Annotated in this window: 26 protein-coding genes; 21 read left to right on the plus strand and 5 right to left on the minus strand. The window is 63.4% G+C overall.

Annotation, left to right across the window (positions count from 1 at the left end; translation table 11 throughout):
- Positions 1–5: 5 nt before the first annotated feature.
- From sctV to sctW, 5 genes are read right to left on the minus strand one after another with little or no spacing between them, the layout of a single operon-like run.
- The gene (sctV, locus tag DESPIG_RS02705; protein WP_006004749.1) at positions 6–2,099 is read right to left on the minus strand and encodes a type III secretion system export apparatus subunit SctV; all 2,094 of its coding nucleotides are present in this window, start codon (positions 2,097–2,099) and stop codon (positions 6–8) included.
- Positions 2,096–2,452: a type III secretion apparatus assembly chaperone SctY gene (gene sctY / locus DESPIG_RS02710; protein WP_006004751.1), complete on the minus strand. Its 357-nt coding sequence runs from the start codon at positions 2,450–2,452 to the stop codon at positions 2,096–2,098. Before sctY ends, sctV begins: the two co-directional genes overlap by 4 nt.
- Before the next feature lies 1 nt (position 2,453).
- Positions 2,454–2,822, minus strand: a complete 369-nt coding sequence (gene sctX / locus DESPIG_RS02715) for a type III secretion apparatus assembly protein SctX (RefSeq protein ID WP_006004754.1) — start codon at positions 2,820–2,822, stop codon at positions 2,454–2,456.
- Positions 2,823–2,824: 2 nt separating this feature from the next.
- Positions 2,825–3,199, minus strand: coding sequence for a type III secretion chaperone SycN (gene sycN, locus DESPIG_RS02720; protein ID WP_006004756.1), 375 nt, complete (start codon positions 3,197–3,199; stop codon positions 2,825–2,827).
- Positions 3,200–3,229: 30 nt separating this feature from the next.
- Positions 3,230–4,345, minus strand: coding sequence for a type III secretion system gatekeeper subunit SctW (gene sctW, locus DESPIG_RS02725; protein WP_006004758.1), 1,116 nt, complete (start codon positions 4,343–4,345; stop codon positions 3,230–3,232).
- Between the two features lie 320 nt (positions 4,346–4,665).
- On the opposite strand from sctW, the gene DESPIG_RS02730 reads away from it, so the two are divergent.
- The 21 genes from DESPIG_RS02730 to sctR all read left to right on the plus strand — a co-directional run bounded on the left by DESPIG_RS02730 (position 4,666) and on the right by sctR (position 21,033).
- Positions 4,666–4,962, plus strand: coding sequence for a hypothetical protein (locus DESPIG_RS02730; RefSeq protein WP_006004760.1), 297 nt, complete (start codon positions 4,666–4,668; stop codon positions 4,960–4,962).
- Positions 4,963–5,047: 85 nt separating this feature from the next.
- Complete coding sequence (locus DESPIG_RS02735; protein WP_006004762.1) at positions 5,048–5,614, plus strand: hypothetical protein; 567 nt, start codon at positions 5,048–5,050, stop codon at positions 5,612–5,614.
- Positions 5,615–5,640: 26 nt separating this feature from the next.
- The gene (locus DESPIG_RS02740) at positions 5,641–6,273 is read left to right on the plus strand and encodes a hypothetical protein (RefSeq protein WP_006004764.1); all 633 of its coding nucleotides are present in this window, start codon (positions 5,641–5,643) and stop codon (positions 6,271–6,273) included.
- A 43-nt stretch (positions 6,274–6,316) separates the two neighbouring features.
- Positions 6,317–6,853 (plus strand): SycD/LcrH family type III secretion system chaperone, encoded by a 537-nt coding sequence (locus DESPIG_RS02745; protein ID WP_006004766.1) that lies wholly within the window; start codon positions 6,317–6,319, stop codon positions 6,851–6,853.
- Between the two features lie 4 nt (positions 6,854–6,857).
- Entirely contained in the window at positions 6,858–7,964 is a 1,107-nt protein-coding gene (locus DESPIG_RS02750; protein WP_006004768.1) for a hypothetical protein, read from the plus strand.
- Positions 7,965–7,984: 20 nt separating this feature from the next.
- A complete protein-coding gene (locus DESPIG_RS02755; RefSeq protein WP_040369129.1) occupies positions 7,985–8,764 on the plus strand; it encodes a hypothetical protein in 780 nt (259 codons plus the stop codon).
- A 115-nt stretch (positions 8,765–8,879) separates the two neighbouring features.
- Positions 8,880–9,362 carry a type III secretion system chaperone family protein gene (locus DESPIG_RS02760; protein ID WP_006004772.1) on the plus strand — a complete coding sequence of 161 codons (483 nt, stop codon included), beginning with the start codon at positions 8,880–8,882 and terminating at the stop codon, positions 9,360–9,362.
- Positions 9,359–11,314, plus strand: a complete 1,956-nt coding sequence (sctC, locus tag DESPIG_RS02765; protein ID WP_006004774.1) for a type III secretion system outer membrane ring subunit SctC — start codon at positions 9,359–9,361, stop codon at positions 11,312–11,314. The genes DESPIG_RS02760 and sctC overlap by 4 nt, the downstream gene beginning before the upstream one ends.
- The gene (gene sctD / locus DESPIG_RS02770; protein WP_006004775.1) at positions 11,311–12,798 is read left to right on the plus strand and encodes a type III secretion system inner membrane ring subunit SctD; all 1,488 of its coding nucleotides are present in this window, start codon (positions 11,311–11,313) and stop codon (positions 12,796–12,798) included. The genes sctC and sctD overlap by 4 nt, the downstream gene beginning before the upstream one ends.
- On the plus strand, positions 12,795–13,016 hold the full coding sequence (locus DESPIG_RS02775) for a hypothetical protein (protein ID WP_006004777.1): 222 nt from the start codon (positions 12,795–12,797) through the stop codon (positions 13,014–13,016). Before sctD ends, DESPIG_RS02775 begins: the two co-directional genes overlap by 4 nt.
- A gap of 135 nt (positions 13,017–13,151) precedes the next feature.
- Positions 13,152–13,403: an EscF/YscF/HrpA family type III secretion system needle major subunit gene (locus DESPIG_RS02780; protein WP_040369130.1), complete on the plus strand. Its 252-nt coding sequence runs from the start codon at positions 13,152–13,154 to the stop codon at positions 13,401–13,403.
- 75 nt (positions 13,404–13,478) lie between these two features.
- Positions 13,479–13,835 carry a tetratricopeptide repeat protein gene (locus DESPIG_RS02785; RefSeq protein WP_006004781.1) on the plus strand — a complete coding sequence of 119 codons (357 nt, stop codon included), beginning with the start codon at positions 13,479–13,481 and terminating at the stop codon, positions 13,833–13,835.
- Positions 13,836–13,874: 39 nt separating this feature from the next.
- Complete coding sequence (locus DESPIG_RS02790) at positions 13,875–14,474, plus strand: hypothetical protein (protein ID WP_006004783.1); 600 nt, start codon at positions 13,875–13,877, stop codon at positions 14,472–14,474.
- A gap of 28 nt (positions 14,475–14,502) precedes the next feature.
- On the plus strand, positions 14,503–15,297 hold the full coding sequence (sctJ, locus tag DESPIG_RS02795; RefSeq protein WP_040369131.1) for a type III secretion system inner membrane ring lipoprotein SctJ: 795 nt from the start codon (positions 14,503–14,505) through the stop codon (positions 15,295–15,297).
- Positions 15,297–15,977 carry a SctK family type III secretion system sorting platform protein gene (locus DESPIG_RS02800; protein WP_006004787.1) on the plus strand — a complete coding sequence of 227 codons (681 nt, stop codon included), beginning with the start codon at positions 15,297–15,299 and terminating at the stop codon, positions 15,975–15,977. The genes sctJ and DESPIG_RS02800 overlap by 1 nt, the downstream gene beginning before the upstream one ends.
- On the plus strand, positions 15,956–16,579 hold the full coding sequence (locus DESPIG_RS02805) for an HrpE/YscL family type III secretion apparatus protein (RefSeq protein WP_006004790.1): 624 nt from the start codon (positions 15,956–15,958) through the stop codon (positions 16,577–16,579). The genes DESPIG_RS02800 and DESPIG_RS02805 overlap by 22 nt, the downstream gene beginning before the upstream one ends.
- Positions 16,580–17,896: a type III secretion system ATPase SctN gene (gene sctN, locus DESPIG_RS02810; RefSeq protein WP_006004792.1), complete on the plus strand. Its 1,317-nt coding sequence runs from the start codon at positions 16,580–16,582 to the stop codon at positions 17,894–17,896.
- 36 nt (positions 17,897–17,932) lie between these two features.
- Positions 17,933–18,424, plus strand: coding sequence for a type III secretion system stalk subunit SctO (sctO, locus tag DESPIG_RS02815; protein ID WP_040369132.1), 492 nt, complete (start codon positions 17,933–17,935; stop codon positions 18,422–18,424).
- Positions 18,425–18,489: 65 nt separating this feature from the next.
- Positions 18,490–19,113: a type III secretion protein gene (locus DESPIG_RS02820; RefSeq protein ID WP_147589152.1), complete on the plus strand. Its 624-nt coding sequence runs from the start codon at positions 18,490–18,492 to the stop codon at positions 19,111–19,113.
- Between the two features lie 86 nt (positions 19,114–19,199).
- The gene (locus DESPIG_RS02825) at positions 19,200–20,396 is read left to right on the plus strand and encodes a FliM/FliN family flagellar motor switch protein (protein WP_006004798.1); all 1,197 of its coding nucleotides are present in this window, start codon (positions 19,200–19,202) and stop codon (positions 20,394–20,396) included.
- A complete protein-coding gene (sctR, locus tag DESPIG_RS02830; protein WP_040369194.1) occupies positions 20,383–21,033 on the plus strand; it encodes a type III secretion system export apparatus subunit SctR in 651 nt (216 codons plus the stop codon). The genes DESPIG_RS02825 and sctR overlap by 14 nt, the downstream gene beginning before the upstream one ends.
- Positions 21,034–21,139: the final 106 nt, after the last annotated feature.

Raw genomic sequence — 21,139 nt, forward strand, 5'->3', positions numbered from 1 at the left:
AGCTCCTAAAGGCGGATCCGGTTCATGGGCTGGACGCTGATCTCCGGGGTGAGCTCCTGGTAGGAGACCACGGGCAGGCGGTAATGCTCCCCTTCGATAAGGCGGCGCACATAGCGCCGGATGTCCATGCTGGCCAGCAGGACGGGCATCTGGGCATGCTTGCGGTAATCGCCCGCCGCTGCCCCCACCGCCGCGATGAAGCGGCGCGAGGTATCGGGATCCAGCGCCAGAAAGGCCCCGGCCGACGTCTGGCGGATGGCCTTGCGGATGCTCTCTTCCACCGAGGGATCCATGAGGATGGCCGGCAGCATGTTCTGGCCCCGTGAATACATGTAGCTGATCTGGCGCTTGAGGGCCCCGCGCACGTACTCGGTCAGCATGACGGTATCTTTTTCCTTGGGGCTCCATTCGATGATGGCCTCGAGGATGTTCCTTAGGTCGCGGATGGAGACCTGTTCCTGGGCCAGACGCTGGAAGATCTCCGCGATGCGCTGCACGGGCAGCAGGCGGGTGGCTTCGCGCACCAGATCCGGGGCGCGCTCCTCCATGCGGTCCAGCAGATATTTGGTCTCCTGCATGCCGATAAAGCTGGAGGCATGCCGCGCCAGTATCAGGGAAAGATGATAGGCCAGGATGCGCGAATGGGTCATGCAGGAAAGCCCGGCCTGCTCCAGCAAAGGCTGTTTTTCCGCCGGGATCCACAGGCTTTCCACATCAGGCAGGAAGTTTTCTCCGCGCCGTACGTCCAGACCGAGCATGCGCAGGGTATCCTCGCTTTCGCGTGCCAGCACCATGCCCTGTTCCAGATGCCCGCGCGACATGGGGATCTCGTTGACCTGGAGCTCGTAGGACAGGCCCGACAGGGACGAGGAGACACGCAGGTTGATGCCCGGAAAGGGCACGCCGAGGTCGAAGTACAGTGCACGGCGCAGGGCGGAAAGCTCGTCGTTGAGATTGTCGTAATCCAGGGAAGCCGCCAGCCCTTCCGAAATGTCGAGGATGATGGGGACCGTGGGAGCAAAGTCGTCCTGGGGACCGGAGGGCCGCCCCTTGCGTTCCTTGCGGGTAGCGGACTTGAGGGACTGGTTGAGTTCCTTGCGGGCATCCCGGGGCGCGGGGGCGGAACGTATCCTGTCCAGGATGTAGCCGAGACCGGCGATGGCGAAGGCCAGGGCGAACAGCTGCGGCTTGGGGAAACCGGGGATGAGCGCGAAGAGGAAGATCAGCCCGCCCGCCATGAGCAGGGCCTTGGGCTGGGCGAAGAATTGGCCGCCGATCTGCGCACCCACGTCTTCCTGGGTATCACCGGAACGGGTGATGAGGATGCCGGCCGAGATGGCGATGATGAGCGAGGGGATCTGGGAGACGAGGCCGTCGCCGATGGTCAGGATGCCGTAGATCTCCAGGGCTTCCCCGGCAGAGATGCCGTGCTGAGTGATGCCGATGACGGTACCGCCCACGATGTTCACCACGGCCACGATCATGCCGGCGATGCTGTCGCCCTTGACGAACTTCATGGCGCCGTCCATGGCGCCGAACATCTTGCTTTCCTGGCTGATGATGTCGCGGCGGCGCTGGGCCTCTTCCATGTCGATGACCCCGGCGCGCATGTCCGCGTCGATGGACATCTGTTTGCCGGGCATGGCGTCCAGGGTGAAGCGCGCGCCTACTTCGGCCACGCGTTCGGCACCCTTGGCGATGACTAGGAACTGCACGATGGTCAGGATCAGGAAGACCACGGCACCCACCACGAAGTTGCCACCCAGCGCGAACTCGCCGAAGGTCTGGATGATCTCGCCGGCGTCGGCGTTGAGCAGGATCAGGCGGGTGGTGGTGATGTTCAGGCCCACGCGGAACAGCGTGGTGAACAGCAGCATGGTGGGGAAGGAGGAGAATTCCAGCGGTGTCCTGACATACATGGTCATCATCATGATGGCGAAGGACAGGGCCAGATTGGCACCGATGAGGGTATCCACCAGGGCCGTGGGCAGGGGCATGATCATCAGGGCGATGACGGCCACCAGCAGGCCCACCAGGGCCAGGTCGCTATGACGTGTGGTCAGGGAGACGATGTTGCGTGCGTCGGAGAAGAGACTCACAGGCGGCTTCCCCCTGCGGCAAGATAGGCATTGAGGGCATTGCGGGCCTCATCAGGGCGTTGAGCCTGCCACAGGGCACGGGCCCTGAGCAGATGCAGCACGGCATCCCGGGAGGCCAGCGGTCCGCCCGCCAGGACGTGGTCCAGCTGTTCCAGGGCGCGTTCGGGGTCGCCCAGCTCCAGCCAGGCCACCGCAAGACAGCGCCGGGCCCAAAGGTCGGCGGGATCAAGAGCGAGCAGGGCCAGGGCCAGCTTGCGGGCACGCTGGAATTGTCCCATGCGCAGGAAAAGATGGCCCAGCACCTGAAGGGCACGGCCCTGGCCGGTGGTGAGCGGAGAGGTGGCCTCCGCCATGCTAGCCTCCTACCATCAGGCCCGTATAGGCCCGAAGCAATTCGGTATTTTCCAGCAGCGGCGCCAGCTCGTCACGCACGAACGCCCGCACGGCGGGCTTGTCGCTGTCCTTGAGGGTCGTCAGGGCGCCCTGAAGCTCCATGTGGAAAAGCTCGGGCTGGAGAAGGGAACCGTCGCCCACGGGCGGGCACAGGGCCGCCTCCAGCTGCTGGGCCGCCTTGCGGCTGTTGTACAGCTCGTCCAGACCGGCTTCACGCATGGCGCTGGAGGCCAGCGGACGGGCATCAGGCAGGTGCCCTGCCGTCCCGGGATCCATGATGTTCTGTATCCCCAGTCCGGGATCCAGCAGGTTGATGGGGGATGATGCCATGATCAGGCTCCCTGTAGATGGTTCATGACGCGGGCCAGTTCCATGACGGCCTCTTCCAGCAGCGCGGCCGTGGCCTGCCGTTCGGGGAGGCGGGTCAGGAGGATGAGGTTGTCCCCTTTCATGCCGGCGGTCAGGGAAAAGGCGCGCGCATGCCGGTAATGGCACAAGGCCAGGGCCCGTTCGGGCAAGGTGCTGTCATGCGGGGGGAAGGGGCGGGCCAGATAGACCAGCAGTTCCTCTTCGCCATGCCGCTGTTGCTTTTCGAAATACAGGCGCCCCATACCGCTGACATCAAGGGCCACCAGCCCCTGCGGGGAAAAGGCCAGCCCGGGCAGGCCCATGCGCAGGCCGAAAGTGTTCAGTTCGTGGTTCAGCATAAGATCTCCGCGTATGTCTTGGACAAAGGCTTATCCCTGTTCCGCCAGCCAGGCGTCTTCTTCGGCGATGGCGGCATCCACGGCATCCTGGACGGCATCCAGGACCTTCATGCGCCCCTCGTTGCCGTCGAACAGGGACGGGGCGAAGGCGCGCGCGGTATTGAGCAGCTCCTGGAGGAAAAGCACCTTGCGCTCGATGTCCGGAGCGCCGGCTTCTTCGGCCAGGCGGCTGATGCGGTTGCCGCTGATGTAGCGTTCCTTGCGCAGGTCCAGCACCTTGCCCAGCAAGGCCATATCGTCCAGGGGGCAGTGCCGGATCCCGTGGACGCTGCTCCAGCGCTCCAGCAGGCGGGCGCACAGGCTGCGGGCGCTTTGCAGTTGCCGCAGTTCGCCCAGGCTGCCGTTGACGTGTTCCAGATGGCTGGTCTCCATGCTGGGCACGTCGGCCGCAAGATCGCTGGCCAGTGCCTTGTAGAGGAAGTCCATCGCGGCGTCGAAATCCTTGCCGTACGTCTTCTGGATATGGTCGTAGAGGCTGTTGACGTCTTCAAAATGACAGACGGTTTCCCGGTAGAAACTCCCCAGCGCGCCGGCATCGCCCAACCCTTCGAATCCCCGGGCATTGAGCGCGCCGTTGATCCCTGCACGTATGGCAGGGCCTTCCGTACGCTCCAGCTCTTCCAAGGCCTCGTTCAGGACGCGCAGGGTCTCCGGCGGGGTATCGGGGGTGGCGGACAGCTCATCATAGATGTCCTTGAGGGCGGCCCAGGCCTCGGAGGGGTCGGGAAAGAAGCGGCGCAGCTGGCGCAGGGCTTCTTCTTTTTCGGTCCGGGAGTCCAGAAATCCCTTGAGGTCCTTTATCTTCTGGACCTCGCGGGCTCCACGCATCATCTCCTGGTACTTCTTGATGCGTTCCTCCATGGCCTCCTTGATCTCGTCCCTTTCCTTGCGTTCTTCCAGTTCGAAATCATCCGTGGTGTCCGCTGCAAAGGTCAGTTCTTCGGCAGCTTCGGCCAGCAGGGAAAGGGGAGATTCCACGACGGTGACCTCATTGCCGAACAGCGAACCTGTGGCTGCGGAGGATGCCGTCGTATCGCGGGACGTGGGCTGCACCTGGGAGTGCTGGATGGAAAAATCGATGCTCATGACGAACTGTGCCTCCCGATCCCGTAAAAAAATGTTGGCAACACGATATGCTATATGCCAGAATCATGCCACATGTTTCTGGTAGCATGACCCTGTGGCAACAGCAAGGGACTCCCTGTGAGGTCCGCTACCCTGCCTGTACAAATGTCCTGTCCGGGAGGGTGTTTCGAGAACTTTGTTGCTTGCCGAAAAAAGCAAAATATCAAAAATGTTGGCGCTTAGGTGTGTTGGAGAGTATTTTTGATGCTTTTTTAGCCAAATACACGCATGGCACGCTTTATGCTTTACCAATTGCAACTGAATACAAAAGGAGCTTGGTTATGTCGTTTACGGAACAGGATATGAAGAAGCAGATGGAAGATTTTGCCGCCCTCCGTGAAGAATTCTCCCGCCTGGAAAGTCAGGAAAAAGCCATGCGCAAGCAGCTCGGCCTGCCGGAGCAGGAGAAGACGGATCCGGCTTCCCTGACTCCCGAACTGCGCAAGATGGTCGAGGAAGCCGAGGCCGAAGCCCGTCGTGCCGGTGAAGCCCGTGCCGCCCATGCCCGCACCGCCGCCAGACCGGCTGCCGCCAGTGGTATCCCCGGAGGTGGCCGCCGGAACATCGTCCGCCTGTAAGCAAGCAGGGCCCAAGCCTCACGCTGCCGGTGCCGGAAAATTATTTTTTCATTTTTTTCAACAGGGTATAAAGTAAGGAATCCATATGAGCCAGGTCGATCTTAACAATGTCTCTGCAACCTCTTCCTTTGGCGAGCTGGGCCCCACCACGAGCTTGCAGTTGATGTTCGCCAAGCTGCAACTGGAGCTGGCCACCACCGCCAAGACCCAGGCCATGGACAAGATGGACGCCATCGCCAAGGTGCAGGACGAACAGAAGCTCGTTTCCCAGCTTCTCAACGAGGCCCGGCAGGCCAAGGCCGATGCCAACTCCGGTATCGCCGCAGGCACGCAGACCGAGACCTATTCCAACGGGACGACGGAAAAGAACACCAAAAACTGTACCCTGATGTCCAAGGAAATGGTGGACTACATGGATGCGCACGGCCTGGCCTACGACAAGACCGGCGGCGACTACAATCACAGCTCTGATGAATGGGACGTGGCCATCACGGCCCTGGAAAGCCGTCTGGAAGAACTGGGCACCAATACCCAGCAGGAGATGGTCTACGTCCAGGACTACATGGGCCAGTACAACTCCTATCTGCAGGGCGCCAATACCCAGATCGCCAACTCCAACCAGACCCTCACCAATCTGGCCCGTGGCCAGTAAGGCAGCGGCCGACATAAGGAAATGATATGAGCCAAGTCAATTTTTCCTCGACGTCTTCTGTTTCGTTCGGTGAACTGGGCCCCACCACGAGCCTGCAGCTGATGTTCGCCAAGCTGCAGCTGGAACTGGCCGAGACCGCCAAGACCCAGGCCATGGACAAGATGGATGCCATCGCTTCGGCGCAGGATGAGCAGAAGCTGGTCTCCCAGCTGCTCAATGAGGCCCGGCAGGCCAAGGCCGATGCCAATTCCGGTGTGGGCAGTGATAAGGAAAAGACCCAGACTTATGAGCTCCCCAAGAAGGATGCCGACGGCAATATCGTGCGCGATGCTCAGGGAAAGGTGGTCTATGAGACGGTCACCGAGACCGTGCCCAAGGGCAACAAGGCGACCTTCATGAGCCAGGAGATGGTGGATTACATGGACGCGCACGGCCTGGCCTATGACAAGACCGGCAACAACCACTCGCACAGCGCCGACGAATGGGATGTGGCCATCACGGCCCTGGAAAGCCGCCTGGAAGAGCTGGGCACCAATACCCAGCAGGAGATGGTCTATGTCCAGGACTACATGGGCCAGTACAATTCCTACCTGCAGGGCGCCAATACCCAGATCGCCAACTCCAACCAGACCCTCACCAATCTGGCCCGCGGCCAGTAGCCGTCGGAAGGACAGGACGACGGCATCCCCCCAAGGAGCGAGTATGAATCAGATCACTGAACAGGAAAAAGACATCCAGGCCGCCCTGCTGGACATGGCCAAGGCGGCGGGTTTCACGGAAAAGGAATTCCACACCATCCAGGCCGCCCTGGAAAAGGGAGCCACCCTGGCCGATGTGTTCAACATCAGCAAGGATACCCTGGAATCCGGCTATGCCTATGCCTACAATCTGTACAAGGCGGGCAACTACAAGGATGCCGAAAGCATGTTCCGCGGCCTCTGCATGTATGATGGCGACGATCCCCGCTACTGGATGGGGCTGGCCGGTTGCCTGCAGGCCCGTGAGGCCTGGCAGCAGGCCATCGATACCTACGGCATGGCCGGTGTGGCCGGCGGCCTCAAGGATCCCGCACCGTTTTATTATGGCGGCCTGTGCTATCTGAAGCTGGGTGACGGCGAGAATGCCGCGGCTTCCTTCCGCGCCGCCCTGGGGCTGGGCGATGCCTCCGTCCCCGCGCACAAGGCCATCCATGACCGTATCCGTGCCCTGCTTGCCACGCTGGCCCAGTCCAAGGAGTGATGCCATGAGTATGGTTCAGGGAACACAGTCCGGGACGCCTGCGACCGATCTGAGCGCGTTGCTGCAACTGGCGGCGACCCAGCAAGGCTCGAGCAACACCCTGGATGTCAAGGATCTGGAAGAAAGCCTCAATGCGTTGCGTTCCTTCCTGGCTGCGAGCGGCGATTCGCTGCTGCCGGATCTTGAGGCACCGGCCTCGAAGAGCAACGCCACGGTCTCGCTGTCCGCTTTGACCATGAGCGGTCTTTCTCTGGAGACCTTGCTGGATGCTGTGGGCTTCGAGCAGCGCCGCACCGAGACCAAGGCCGGTGTGGCCTCACTGGAGGCCCGCGCTCAGGAGCGCGCCATGGCCAATGAGGAAAAGCTCAAGTCCATCCAGGAGCAGCTGGAAAAGGCCAAGAGCCAGAGTTTTCTGAACGGTCTGCTCAAGGCGTTCAAGGTCATCGGCATGGTCCTGGCGGCCATCGGTTCCGTGGCCATGATCGCCGCCGGTTCTGTGGGACTGGCGGCCGGTGGCTCCGGCGCGGCGCTCATCGCCGTCGGTGTCGCGAGCCTGGCACTGCTGACCAGCTCCATCATGGAGGAGGCATCAGGCGGCAAGGCCGGTTTCAGCCTGTCGTTCATCACCGGCAAGATCATGGAAGCGTGCGGCGCCAGTGATACGGCGATCCAGTGGACGAAGTTCGCCGTGGATCTTGCCACCACCATCGCCATGACGGCGCTCACCTTCGGCGCCGGGGCGGCAGGTACGGCCGGAAAGGCCGCCCAGACCGCTACCAAGGCCGTTTCGGATACGGCCCAGACCATCCAGAAGGCGGCCTCCTGGACGGCCCGTGCGGCGACCATGGCCGGTGGGGCAAACACCATTGCCCAGTCGGCCACCAGCATCGCTTCAGCCTGCAACGAAAAGGACATCAGCTACCTGCAGGCCCAGCAGAAGCATTTGCAGGCCATCCTGGAGCGCATCGCCATGGCCAATGAGCTGGATATGGAACATATCAAGGAAGTGATGCGGCGCTCCGAGCAGACGCTCCAGACCGTATCGGACATCGTCGAGGAAAGCGTACAGGCCAACGTGGCCATCCTCAGCGGCAATCCGGCCATGGCCTGATGCCTGAAAAGGGAGACCGTATGGATACCATCATCACGAATGCAACGGGATACAGTTCCGTCGAATATACCAGGCTGCTGGAACAGGCCCAGGCGAAGGGTGTCAGCGCCGCCAGGGTCGATGAGGCCCTGATCGATGCCATCCAGGCCGGCAAGGACTTTACCGCGGCCGTCAAGGACGTGCGGAGCCAGCTGCCCGACCTGGCGTCGCCCGGGGAAAATTCCGGGGACCTGTCGGGCTGGGTGGCCCTGCCCAGCCCCGCGGCCATGTTCGCTTCCGTGATCCTCAAGGATGCGGCGGAGCAGCGGCGTACCAACCGCAGCATCATCCAGGCGCAGGGGCTGCAGATCGTCGACCTGATGGAACAGCAGGCCGACAAGATCGAGACGGGCGCCATCCAGAAGTTTGCCTGCGCTGTGACCGGGGCCGTAGTGAACATGGCGGCCGGTGCGGCCAGCCTGGGCGTGGCTGCGGCCGGTGTGAGCAGGTCCTCAGACGGCGGGTTGAACATGCGCGCCGGCAATGCAGCGGACGGCCAGCTCACCGCCGCTGTGGCCCAGTCGTTCAATACCATGCTTTCTTCGGTCGGGAGCATGTTCACGGCGGGCGGAGAATTCGGCCAAAGCATGCGTTCTGCCGAGGCCAAGCGTCTGGAGGCCGAGCAGGAACAGATCCGCACCATGATGGAACAGACCAAGCAGACCAACGAGGCGCTCAAGGATCTGGTCTCCAAGTCGCTGGACTTCATGAACTCCATGCAGGCCAACATGAACCAGACGCGCACCAAGATCCTGGGATGATCCGGCAGCGCCCGTAAGGGCGCGCCGGTCCGGAAGAAAAAAGTTTGACGATGCCGCTTGTTTTTGCGTACCGTTGAGCTGTGTTTGGACATGATAGACGTATGCAGGACTGCCTATGGTTTCGCTGGATGACAAGGTCCGTGCCCTTGCGGTGACGGCCGGCTGGAAGACACCCCGTCCGGAACAGGACGGCTCATACAGCTTTCAGCTGGAGGATGGCCTTGATCTGAAACTTTTTTCCCCTGACGGACGCGGGTGTTTTCTGCTGGCTGATCTGCTTGCCCTGCCGGAGGCGGGATATGAGCGGGACAGCCTGCTCCGCAAAGTGGCGGGGCAGCAGGCCGGCATCTGCCGTGAGCGCGCTTCGGTCGTGGCCGTTGAGCGGCGGGAAGATGCGGTTGCCCGGGGCCTGGACGGGGATCGTTTGATATTGCAATCCCGGGTGTCCGTGGACGCGCCCCAGCAGCAGTTCGATGCTGCTGTCCGGGATTTCCTCAATGACCTCGCCTGGTGGAAAAAAAGCCTGGGGGACTCGCCGCGTGAGGAGTTGCCTCCCATGTTCTCCATGTCGGGTACGTTTTTCGGAGGCGTCTATTGAAGCGCCTTGTAGCTGCCTGCCTGTGCTGGATCTTCTGTTGCCTGCTGGTGACGGAAGGTCTTTGCGCGTCTTCCCGCAGCGCCTTCCCGTTCCGGGCGGCGTTCTCCCACTATGCGGACAATGAAAATATCTGTACGGTCCTTTCCGCCTTTGCCCGCGCCGAAGGCTACGGCTCGGTGTGCAGCCCCGCCCTCAAAGGGCAGATGAGCGGCCGCTTCGAACAGGTGGATCCCCGCACGTTCCTCAACGGCATGCGCTCGGCGTTCGGGGTGCGCTGGTATACGCAGGGGCATACGGTGACGTTTTGGAACGACAGCGAGAAGACGGAAGCCTTCCTGGCGCCGTCCACGGTCTCGGCTGCCGCCTTGCGGGACATGCTGCGCAGCGCGGGCATGATCTCGCCGCAGTTGCCCGTCAATCTGCTGCATGCCCAGAACCTGCTCTCGGTCAGTGGGCCGCCCATCTATCTGGACCAGCTGCGCGGGGCCATGAAGGCGTTCGAGGATGCCCAGGGCAGCCGCAGCGTCATGCGCGTGTTCCCGCTCAAGTACGCCTGGGCTGAGGACATGAAAGTCAACAGCATGGATTCCACCGTGACCATCCCCGGTGTGGCCAGCATCCTGCAGGCCATGGCCAACGGGACCCCCCTGACCGGGTCACAGGTGACGGTGCAGCCGTCGGCCCAGGGAGGTCTGCGGGGCAAGGGGCTGATCGCCATGAATGCCTCGACGGATACGTCCCAGGCCGCGCCGGCAGCATCTCAGGGCGGGAAGGATCAGTCCGGGACGCCCTCCGGGCCCAGCATCATCGCTGACCCCCGGGTCAATGCCGTTGTGGTGACCGATGCGGAATACCGCATGAGCTATTATGCCAAGGTCATCGCCGACCTGGACAAGCCCGTGGAGCTGGTGGAGATCCATGCGGCCATCGTGGATATCGACAGCGACTTCTCCCGTGATTTCGGCGTCAACTGGTCCGGTACCGGCGCGTACGGAAAGCACTGGACAGGCGGCGGCAGCGCCGGGGGCACCTCGACCAGCGGCATCTTTCCCTCTGCCGGGGCTTCCAGTGCGGGGGGGCTTTCCTATTCCACCTTGTATTCTCACGGTTCGGACTATTTCCTGGCCCGCGTCACCGCTCTGGAAGAAGACGGTCAGGCCCGCGTGCTGGGCAAGCCTTCCGTGCTGACCATGGACAACGTGCAGGCCTCGCTGGAAAATACCAGCTCCTACTACGTTCCCGTATCGGGCAACGAGTCTTCCGACCTGTTCAAGATCGACTCCGGGACTGTCCTGAAGGTGACACCCCACATCATCCCCGGTCTGCCGGGGCAGGCGGACAGCATCAAGCTCATGGTCAGCGTGCAGGACGACCGGGACGACGGTTCCAACCTCTTTTCTGTGGATCCCAACAACCTTTCGCCCATCAAGCAGACCAAGATCAATACCCAGGCCATCGTGGGAGAAGGGCAGAGCCTGCTCATCGGGGGGCATTATTACGAGATCCAGAGCGATGCGGAGACCGGCATCCCCGGCCTCAAGAACATCCCCATCCTGGGGGGCCTGTTTGGTGCCACGGGCAAGAAGCATCAGCGCATGGAGCGTCTTATCCTGATCACGCCGCGCATCGTCCGCATGGATACGGCCTCCAATGTGCCGACCCGCGTGGACGATCCCCGCTTCAGCAGGACTCCCACCCAGGCCGACTATGAAGAACGCCGTCCCAAGGAGATGCCTGTGGGCGGTTGTGCCCGTCGCCGTGAACTGGCGCCGGACGTGCAGCCCGCACCGCCCGTGACGGTCACGCCCCAGCCGGCGCCCGTACCTGCCACGAACAAGAGCATCCAGAATTCGACCATGCCGCAGCCCATCCTGACTCCCGTCAGCGTGGGGGCCCAACCGGTGCTGACGCCCGTCAGCAGCACGCCTGCTTCTGCCGGAGGCCGGCAGTGACCTGTAGCAGGGGCAGTTCCATCTGCCTGTATGTCTTTTCCGGGCCGCATCTGGGCGCCTGCGTGGAATTGACGGGAGGAAGCTGGGTCGTCGGGTCTGATGATGCCTGTGACATCATCCTGACCGGGCTTGCACCCCGTCATGCCGTTCTGGATATTTCGTCCGGAGACGATGCCTTTCCTGTCCTGGCCGTGACGGCCCTGGATGGTCCTCTTCGTCTGCAGGGGGAAGACCCCGTCGCACCCGGAGAGGCCGATGCTCCCTTGCATCCCGCAGCCGGGAGCGCCTGGTATCTTGGGACGACCTGTTTTGCCTGGAACCGTCCCGGCATCCCCCAGGAAAGTCTTGTACCGGAGCTCTCCCCGCGTGCACGCACTGCCGGAGACGAAGAAGCCGCGCCTGTGGAAGCGGGATCCGTCCCTGTTGTCGCGGCGACGCCGGAGCTGCTGCCGACCGCCAATGATCTTGGCATGGACGCCGGGGCTTCGGAAACACTGTTGCCGGATGTCCCGGAGAGCATCCCCGCCCGTCGTGTCGGCTGGCGGGCGTTGCTTTTGGTGCTGGTGGCGGTCTTTCTGCTCGCCTTGTCCCTGATGGTCAGGCCTGCGGATTCTGATCCTGAGCATTACCCTGAGATCATTAAAAAATATCTTGAAGATGCCGGTATCCGCGGCCTGGCTGTGACCCGGCGTGACCCCGGAGTGGAGATCCGCGGGACAGTGGCGGACGATGTCGCCATGATTCGTCTGCGCGATATGGCACGTGGCTTGCATATCCCTGTGTACATGGAAGTTGCCGTACAGGAAGACATGCTGCGCGCCGTGCGCAGTTCGCTTGGTATCCGCGGTTTCCATCCCGATGTCGTCCTGTGGGAGAACAAGGGCAATCCGCGTCTGCAGATCAGGGCCTATATGAAAGACGAGCTGCTGGAGACAGCGGCATTCACGGCCCTGAAGGCCGAAGTCCGGGGCCTGCCGGCGGTGGACCGGCATATCGTTTACGAAAAGGATCTGGCGCCGGTGCTGGATGCTGCCCTGCAACGGGAAGGTCTGGGGAACGTCCGGGTCATCTACTTGCCGGGCAGGGTGGATTTTTCCGGTGATTTCCGGCCGGAAGACACCAAAAAACTGGATGCCATCCGCCAGGATGCCAGCGAGCTGTTCGGCGTACGGTTGCACGGGACTTCGTCGGCATCGGGCGCCCTGGCCGCTGCGGAACGCTCCCTGACGCCTTCACGGGACGGTGAACCTGCCGGCGCCGCTCCTGCCCGGCCTTTGGGCAATGGCGGCGGGGATCCCCTGGGCGGGCTGCGCGTGACCGGCGTCACCATGTCGCCCATGCGTTTCGTGACCACCGCCGACGGCAGGCGCCTGTTTGAGGGCGCCGTGCTCCCCAGCGGCTGGACCCTGGAGAGCATCGATACCAAAGTCCTTGTCCTGCGCAACGGCAGCCAGGTCGTCAGTCACAGATTGAGAGGTAAATGATGGAAATGGAATCAGCCTTTGACATGCTGGCGGAAGATCCTTCGGGCCAGGGCCTCAAGCGGCTCCGTGAGGAGCTGTTCGAGATGCGGATGGATGTCAAGCGTGCCATGGATGCCGGTATGACGTCCGACGAGATGGCTGTTGCCCGGCGGGTCATGGCCGCAGTGGATTCCGCGGAGAAAGTGGCGGAGCGTGTCTACGATACGCTGAACCGCTGATCCGGGAAAAGCTGCCGCAGACTGTGGCGGCATGGCTGGTCCCTGAGCTCTGGGAAGGCCCTGTCGGCCTCGGAGCCGGGCAGCAGAAAGCGTAAGAGCAAGATGACCGCATTGCGGATCAGTCAGGAGAATATCATGAATATAGGAAGCTCGGGCGGGATCGATATCGGCCAGCTGTTCCAGAATGCCACCAACGGACTGAGCCAGGACGGCCAGGCTTTGCAGGCCAAGATGGACCAGATCAGCGCCTCCGGCGAGGTGGACCAGATGCAATTGTTGGAGCTGCAGTTCGCCATGGGGCAGTATAATGCCAAGCTGGAGACCATCTCCTCGGTGACCAAGAGCATCCAGGATATGCTCAAGTCTCTGGCCCAGAGGACGGGCTAGCATCCGGGAGCGGATGCGTGCAGGCAAGAGAGTTGCTACGGGGCCGTTTTTCGGCCCCTAACACGGGAGAGATATATGGTTTCCGAAAGACAGATGGCCCGCCTGCTGGATCTGGCCAATCTGGCCTGCCAAAAAGGGCTCGTCGGGGAGGCAAGGACCATTTTTCAGGCGGTCCTGGCGCTCCGGCCGGGATTTGCGCCGGCCCTTGTGGGGCTGGCCTTTTCCCATGTGGTCGTGGATGATTTCGATATCGCGCTCGGTATCCTGGACAAGGTCCTTGCGGACAATGCCGCCGATGCCGATGCCCTTGCCATGCGCGGCCTTGCCTGTCTGCTGGCCGGGCGCAGGGGAGAGGCGGAACAGGCTTTTGCCGCCATCCCGCAGGATTGCGCTGCGGCGGACATGGCCCGGGCCATCATGGAAGTCGCCTGACCGGCGGCATGACGTTTTGTCCATCGGGAGGCACGGCGCATGATCCCCGCATCGGCACAAGGCGCGACCAAGCTGCTGGAAGCCCTGGAAAAGCTTTCCCAATGGGCGGGCGAGCCTTCCGGGGAGCGCCCCTCCGGCACGCCGTCGCGGGAGCTGGTCCGGGCCTTTGAGGAGGCGCTCTCCACCGCTCCGGCGGAGGGCCCTGCAGTTGCGGCCGCTGAAGGCGGCACTGCCGCACCGATGGCAACGACGCTCCTGCCGGGACCGGCGGAATCCATGCCGTGCCCGCCGCTTGCCGGAGCTGGGGCGGAAACTTCGCTGCCCCCTGTGGAGCAGGCCGGGAATGGACTTGCCGTGGAGCGGCCCGCCGCAGCCGATGGCGCTGATGTCCCCGCCGGGCAGGCGGTGACGGAGCCGCAGGCCGTCTTCCAGAGCGAAGGGATCTCCCGCCAGGATGCCCTGGAGGAGCTGGGCCGGTTGCTGGAGCGTGTTTCCGGGCAGGGAACTCCCATAAGCCCGCAGGAACTGCTGCATGTGCAGCAGCTTGTGGGCATGCTCAACGTGCAGGCCAAAGTGGGTGTCCAGACATCGCAGCAGACGACGCAAGGCCTGGAGGGCCTGCTGCGCCAGTCCGGTTAGGCACCCGTATCTTATCAGAGGTTTTTTCATGCTGCGTCCCATGCTTTTTTTGCTGCTTTCCCTGCTTTTGCTCCTTTCCGGCTGCAAGGTGGAGATGTACTCGGGCCTGTCCGAGGATCAGGCCAACCAGATGCTTTCCACCCTGTTGCGACGGGGGATCGAGGCGGAAAAACAGGCCGCCGGCAAGAACGGCTATACCCTGCTGGTGGATGACGACCAGCTGGTGCGCGCCCTGCAGGTCCTCAAGGAGAACAGCCTGCCGCGCGAAGCCTTCAAGAACCTGGGGGAAGTGTTTGCCGGTGACGGCATGATCTCGTCCACCTCCGAGGTCCAGGCCCGCATGTCCTACGCCCTGTCGCAGGAACTGGCGGACACGCTCTCGCGTATCGACGGCGTGCTGACGGCCCGCGTCCACGTGGTGCTCGGCGTCAATGACAAGGTGAACAACATCACCATCGCGCCTTCCGCGGCGGTTTTCCTGCGCCATACCCTGGATTCGCCGGTGGTCAACCTCGTGCCCGAGATCAGGGAGCTGGTGGCCGGTGCTGTGGCCTCGCTCAAATACGACAACGTGAGCGTGATGCTGGTCCCGGTGCGGGAAAGCGTGACGGTACCGGATACGAAGCTCCCGTCCCCCCTGTTGTCGCCGGGAGCCCATACGCCCGCCCTGCTGCTGCAGATGCTGGCCATGGCGGCCGTTCTTTTGGCCCTGGGCGTGGGCGGCTGGGTCTACGGCCGCCGTCTGCTGGCCCGTCGTCGCGCGGCCCGTGAAGCCCTTGAGGCCGGGGAGGGGGATGACACCGGCAAGCAGGGTGAGGCCTGATGCACAAACAGTTTTTCGCGGATGTCCTCGTGCGCCGTCCGGTCCTGTGGCAGCGCCTGCTGCAGGCCAATCTGCCGGAAGGCGGACCGCGGCTGCCGGATGATTGCCGTGAACAGCTGGGCGAGGCTGCGGACAGCCTTTGGGACTGGTTGCGGCAGCGGCCGCTGACGCACGGGCTGGCCGCTCCTGAAAACGCTGCCGGACCGGCCCTGTTCTGGGACTATGCCGAAGAGTCGCGCCGCCTTGCCTTGCTGGATGCTCCGGCCCTGCTGGAACTGTGCCGGGTAACGGGCGTTGTCCTGCATGCCCCTGCCATCGCGACGGTGCTGTTGCGGGATGAGGTCCTGCCCTTGCGGGCGTCCCTGGGAGGGGAGACCTATCAGTACGCCCTGCAACGGGGTCGTTACCAGCTGGGAGGCGTGCGGCGCTTCTTCCAGTGGCGGGATACGGATCTTCCTCTGGCGGAGCGCTGTGCCTTGCACGGCAATATGGCGTTGCGTCTGGTGGCCGGGCTTTGGCCGGAAGAGGTGGCTCTGCGCGTCTGCGATCGTCTGCCCGCGCTGCCGGAGGCGGCCGTGCTGCCGTCCCTGACGGAAGAGGAATGCCACGAACTGTGGCGCGGGGTGAAAAAATTGCTGCTCAAGGAGGTGGCTCCGTCATGGGCGCCGTGTTTCGACTGACGGGCAATAGCGTGATGCCCGCCCCTGGGGTGCGGGTGCTGCGCGCGGCCGATTATGCGCGTCTCCTGGAAGCCAACGATGTGCTGGCCGCTGCCCGGGAACGGGCTGCCGCCATGGCTGCCGAAGCGGAAAAGGCCTATGAGGAGCGCAAGCAGGCAGGCTATGAGGACGGCCTTATGGAAGGCCGTATGGAGCAGGCCGAAAAGATGATGGAAACGGCCATGCAGGCCGTGGAATATATCGAGGGCGTGGAAGCCAAACTGGTGGGCGTGGTGACGTCCGCCGTGCGCAAGATCATCGGTGAGCTGGACGACCGGGAATGCACGGTGCGCGTGGTGCGCAACGCCCTGAACGCCGTGCGCAGCCAGCAGCGTGTACTCATCCGCGTTTCTCCTGACGACAAGGACGCGGTGCGGGCATCGCTGGCGGCCATGATTTCGTCCGCGCCCAATGGCGCCACTTTTCTGGATGTGACGGCCGATCCCCGCATGAAGTCCGGGGACTGCATCCTGGAATGCGAGCTGGGGGTCGTGGACGCCAGTCTGGAGACCCAGCTCAAGGCCATAGAGCACGCCTTGCTGGGCAAGATTAGGGAGTCGTAGATGGCCTTCGAATACATCGGCGACCTGCTGGAAGAGGCCGTCCGCGACGTCAATCCGCTGGAGACGCGGGGGCGCGTGGAGCAGGTGGTGGGTACCATCATCCGTGCCGTGGTGCCCGGTGTGAAGGTGGGGGAACTCTGCCTGCTGCGCAATCCCTGGGAAGACTGGAGCCTCAAGGCCGAGGTGGTCGGTTTTGTCAGGAACGTGGCCCTGCTGTCGCCCCTGGGCAATATGCAGGGCATCTCCCCGGCCACGGAAGTCATCCCCACGGGCGAGATCCTTTCCGTCCCCGTGGGCTATGAGCTGCTGGGCCGCGTGGTGGACGGCCTGGGGCAGGCCATGGACGGCGGTCCGGCCATCAGGACGCGCACCCATTATCCGCTGGTGGCCGAAGCGCCCAATCCCATGACCCGCAAGGTCATCAGCAAGCCCATCTCCTTGGGCCTGCGTGTCATCGACGGTGTGCTGACCTGTGGGGAAGGGCAGCGCATGGGCATCTTTGCTGCGGCCGGCGGCGGCAAGTCCACCCTGTTGTCCAGCATCCTCAAGGGATGCACGGCCGATGTTTGCGTGCTGGCGCTCATCGGTGAACGCGGCCGTGAAGTGCGGGAATTCATCGAACGCGACATCGGCCCGGAAGGTCGCAAAAAAGCCGTGCTCGTGGTCTCCACGTCGGACCGTTCTTCCATGGAACGGCTCAAGGCCGCGTATACGGCCACGGCCATTGCCGAATATTTCCGCGATCAGGGCAAGAGCGTGCTGCTGATGATGGATTCCGTGACCCGTTTCGGCCGCGCCCAGCGCGAGATCGGTCTTGCGGCCGGAGAGCCGCCGACCCGCCGGGGCTTCCCGCCTTCGGTCTTTTCGGAACTGCCCAAGCTCATGGAACGGGCGGGCAATTCCGACAAGGGCTCCATCACGGCCCTGTACACCGTGCTGGTGGAAGGCGATGACATGACCGAACCCATCGCCGACGAGACCCGGTCCATCCTTGACGGGCATATCGTGCTCTCGCGCAAGCTGGCCGCTGCCAACCATTATCCCGCCATCGACGTCCAGGCCAGTGTCAGCCGCGTCATGAACGCCGTGGTGGACAAGGAACACAAGGCAGCGGCCCAGGCCCTGCGCAAGATACTGGCCAAGTATGCGGAAGTGGAGCTGCTGGTGCAGATCGGCGAATATAAAAAAGGGGCCGATGCCGAGGCGGATTTTGCCCTGGGGCATATCCAGGCGGTCAATGCCTTTCTGCGCCAGGGACTGGAGGAAAAAAGCTCGTTCGAGGAGACTCTGGCGGCCCTGAAAAAGGTCGTGCTGTAAGCGGGGCACAGGCTCCGCATGCGGCAAAGGTGCATCATGGCGCAACGACTCTATCCTTTGCAGGCCCTGCTGTCCGTCCGCCACTATCGCGAGGACGCCGCCCGCAATGCCTTGCGGCTGGAGGAACGGCGGCTGGTGCAGGCCCGTGAGGAAGTGGGGCGGCGGCAGGCCGAGCTGGAACGCTATCGCGTCTGGCGGCAGGAAGAAGAGGAGCGGCGTTATGCCGCCATCCTGGGGGCCAGCCTTTCTCTGGAAGAGGTGGCGGATTTTCGGGCCTCTTTGGGCGCACTGGCCACCGGGGAGCAGGAACGCTTCCAGGCCGTGCGGCAGGCGGAGGAGCAGGTGCGGCAGCAGGAACAGGCCGTGGCAGGTGCGCAAAGGGCCGTGGCCCTGGCCCGCCGGGAAGCGGCCAAGATCGAGAAACATCGTGATATCTGGCAGGAGAACGCCAAACGGGAGCAGGAGCATCTGGAAGATCTGGAGCTGGAGGAGTTCGCCACCCCTTCCCGCACCAGTGATGATGCCTGAGATCTCCCGCAGGCTGTCCGGCCGGATCCCGCAAGTCCGCATGGCGGCGTATGCTGGAGGTGCCCATGGGCATGGAGATCAGTTCCCGACGTTTGCAGGAAGCGGATTCCCGCATGCAGGCAGAGCGTAAAGACGCGGATCGTCCCGTGGATGACAAAGACAAGGAAAATTTTGACCGGGCCATGCAGGAATCCCGGGAACGGGACGGACAGGGAGGACAGGAGGACGGCCGGGGCGGCTCCCGGCAGGATGTCCTTTCGCCCCAGGCTCTGCTGGACAGCCTGTTCGGCAGCCGTATGCAGAGCATGCAGACGGACGCCGTACAAGCGGCCCCGGCTCCCGGGGATGTGGATGCCCTTGTGAATGAGCTGGTGGATCGCATCCTGGTCTCCGAGCCTGGCAAGGGCTTACCTGAAGTCCGCATCACGCTGGGGCAGGGCCCGCTTTCCGGTGCCGAGCTGTGCCTGGCCCGGGCGCAGGACGGCCAGCTGTTCATCCGGCTTGCCTGTGCGGATCCGGCGTCCTTCCAGACGGCGGTGGGGGCACAGGATGCCTTGCGCAGCGCTCTGGAGCGCAGCGGCGAAAACGTGCGCGTGGAGATCGTCCAGAGCAGGACGGACGGCGGCAACGAAGGCGATGCCCGGCAGGAGTCCCGGGGCCGCCGGGACTACGTCCCCGACGTGGAGTAAGTACGGCCGCCACACGGCGCGCCATGATATTTTCCCCCTCCGAAAGGGGAGCGGACAGATCCCGCTGATTTCGGAAAAGGTGCATCATGTCCCAGGAGATCCCTTCCCGGCCCTTCATCCCGCCGGCGCTGCCGCCGTTGCAGGCGCGGCTGGTCAATGCTCTCGTCTGCCGGGCCCTGCCGTTGTCCGTACCGCTGGATGCCGGAGCGAAACAGCCTGTTCCCTGTACGTTGTCGTTCAATGTCGCGGCGGCCACCGCGGAGCAGGATGGGCCTTTTGTTCCGGCGGCCGTGCTGTATCTGAGCAGTGGCGAGGACTTGTGGCGGCTGGAATGGTCATCTTTGGAGGCATTGGCCTTGAGGCCGGATCTGGCCGCCTGGCGCAGTGCCCTGCCTGCCGGGGAACAGACTTTTGCCCGCCTGCCCGGCGAATTGTGCCTGGCTGTGCTGGAGCGTCTGCTCGTGCCTGCGCTGCAACAGCTGGAACCCTTCCTGGGCTGTGAACTGCGTTGTACCGGTACGACGCAGAGCGGGATCGTCTGGGGCGGGCCGTTGCCTCTGCGGCTGGACCTGCCCGGTGGTGAGGCTGTTTTCCTGCGTCTGTCCTGGGCGGAGGAACGTGCCGCACGCTATGTGCTGGAACGGCTGGAGCAGCTCCCCATGCGCACGGAAGCCAGTCCCCGCTTCACGGGGACGCTGGCCTGTCCGCTGGAGGCGGGGCATATGCATCTGTCCGCAGATGAGGCGGCGACGCTGGTCCCGGGGGATGTCCTCCTGCCGGAGGGCTGGGCTCCCGAGATGCCGCGTCTGCGCCTGCCGCAGGGCAGGGCACTGGCCTGTCGGCTTGGGGAAGGGATCTTGTCCGTGCTGGGACCGGATATGGGCGATCCCGGCCGGGAGCCCGCAGAGAAAGGAAGCGAGGACGGCATGAGTGAAGAACGTCTGGCCCCCACCGGGGTCGTCCAGAGTGATGGGGCCGCCGCGGAATCCGCGACGGTGGAACCCGCGTCCGTCGGGGCACTGGAACTGCCTGTGGTCTTTGAGATCGGCAGGCTGCATCTTCGTCTGGATGAACTGGCAGCGCTGGTCCCCGGGCATACGCTGGCCCTGGGCGGCGAGACGCCGTCGCCCGTCGTGGACATCCGCGTGGCGGGGCAGCTGCTGGCGCAGGGGCGCCTGGTGGATGTGGGCGGCATACCGGGCGTGCAGATCACCCGCATGCATGCCGCCGGACGGGACAGCGGTGCGCCGCAGGGGGCCGGGGATGGAACTGGCCGGGATTAATCCCCTTTATCTCATCGCGGGCCTGGCGCTGCTGGGGCTGGCGCCCTTCCTGCTCATGATGGTCACGTCCTATGTGAAGATCGTGGTGGTCACGAGCCTTGTCCGCAACGCCTTGGGCGTCCAGCAGGTCCCGCCTGCCATGGTCATGAACGGCCTTGCCATCATCCTGACGGTCTTCATCATGGCGCCGGTGGCCATGGATACCAAGGCCCTGCTGGAGGAGCAGCGCTTCAGCGCGAACCCGAAGCCTTCGGAGATGCTGGAGACCCTGCAGGCCGTCTCGCCGCCGTTGCGGCAGTTTCTGGAAAAAAACACCAGTCCCGCCATCCTGCAGGAATTCATGGGCACGGCCCAGCGCATCTGGCCGGAGCACCAGCGGCAGAGCATCACGCGTGACAACCTGTTCATCCTGGTGCCGGCCTTTACCATCACGGAGCTGACCAAGGCATTCCAGATCGGCTTTTTGCTCTATTTGCCTTTCGTTGCCATAGACCTTATCATTTCCAACGTCCTGCTGGCCATGGGCATGATGATGGTTTCGCCCATGACCATTTCCCTGCCGTTCAAGCTGCTGCTGTTCGTGACGCTCGACGGCTGGCTGAAGATCAGTCAGGGCCTGCTGCTCAGCTACCAGTAGCCAGATTCGGAGGTTCTATGGAAGTCATCGTAACGGAACAGGACGGTATCGCCATCGTGGAGCTTGCAGGCCGCATGGACGCCACGACGACACCGGAATTCGAAAA

Origin of the sequence: Desulfovibrio piger ATCC 29098 (genome assembly GCF_000156375.1) — a bacterium.
Taxonomy (GTDB): Bacteria; Desulfobacterota; Desulfovibrionia; order Desulfovibrionales; family Desulfovibrionaceae; genus Desulfovibrio; species Desulfovibrio piger.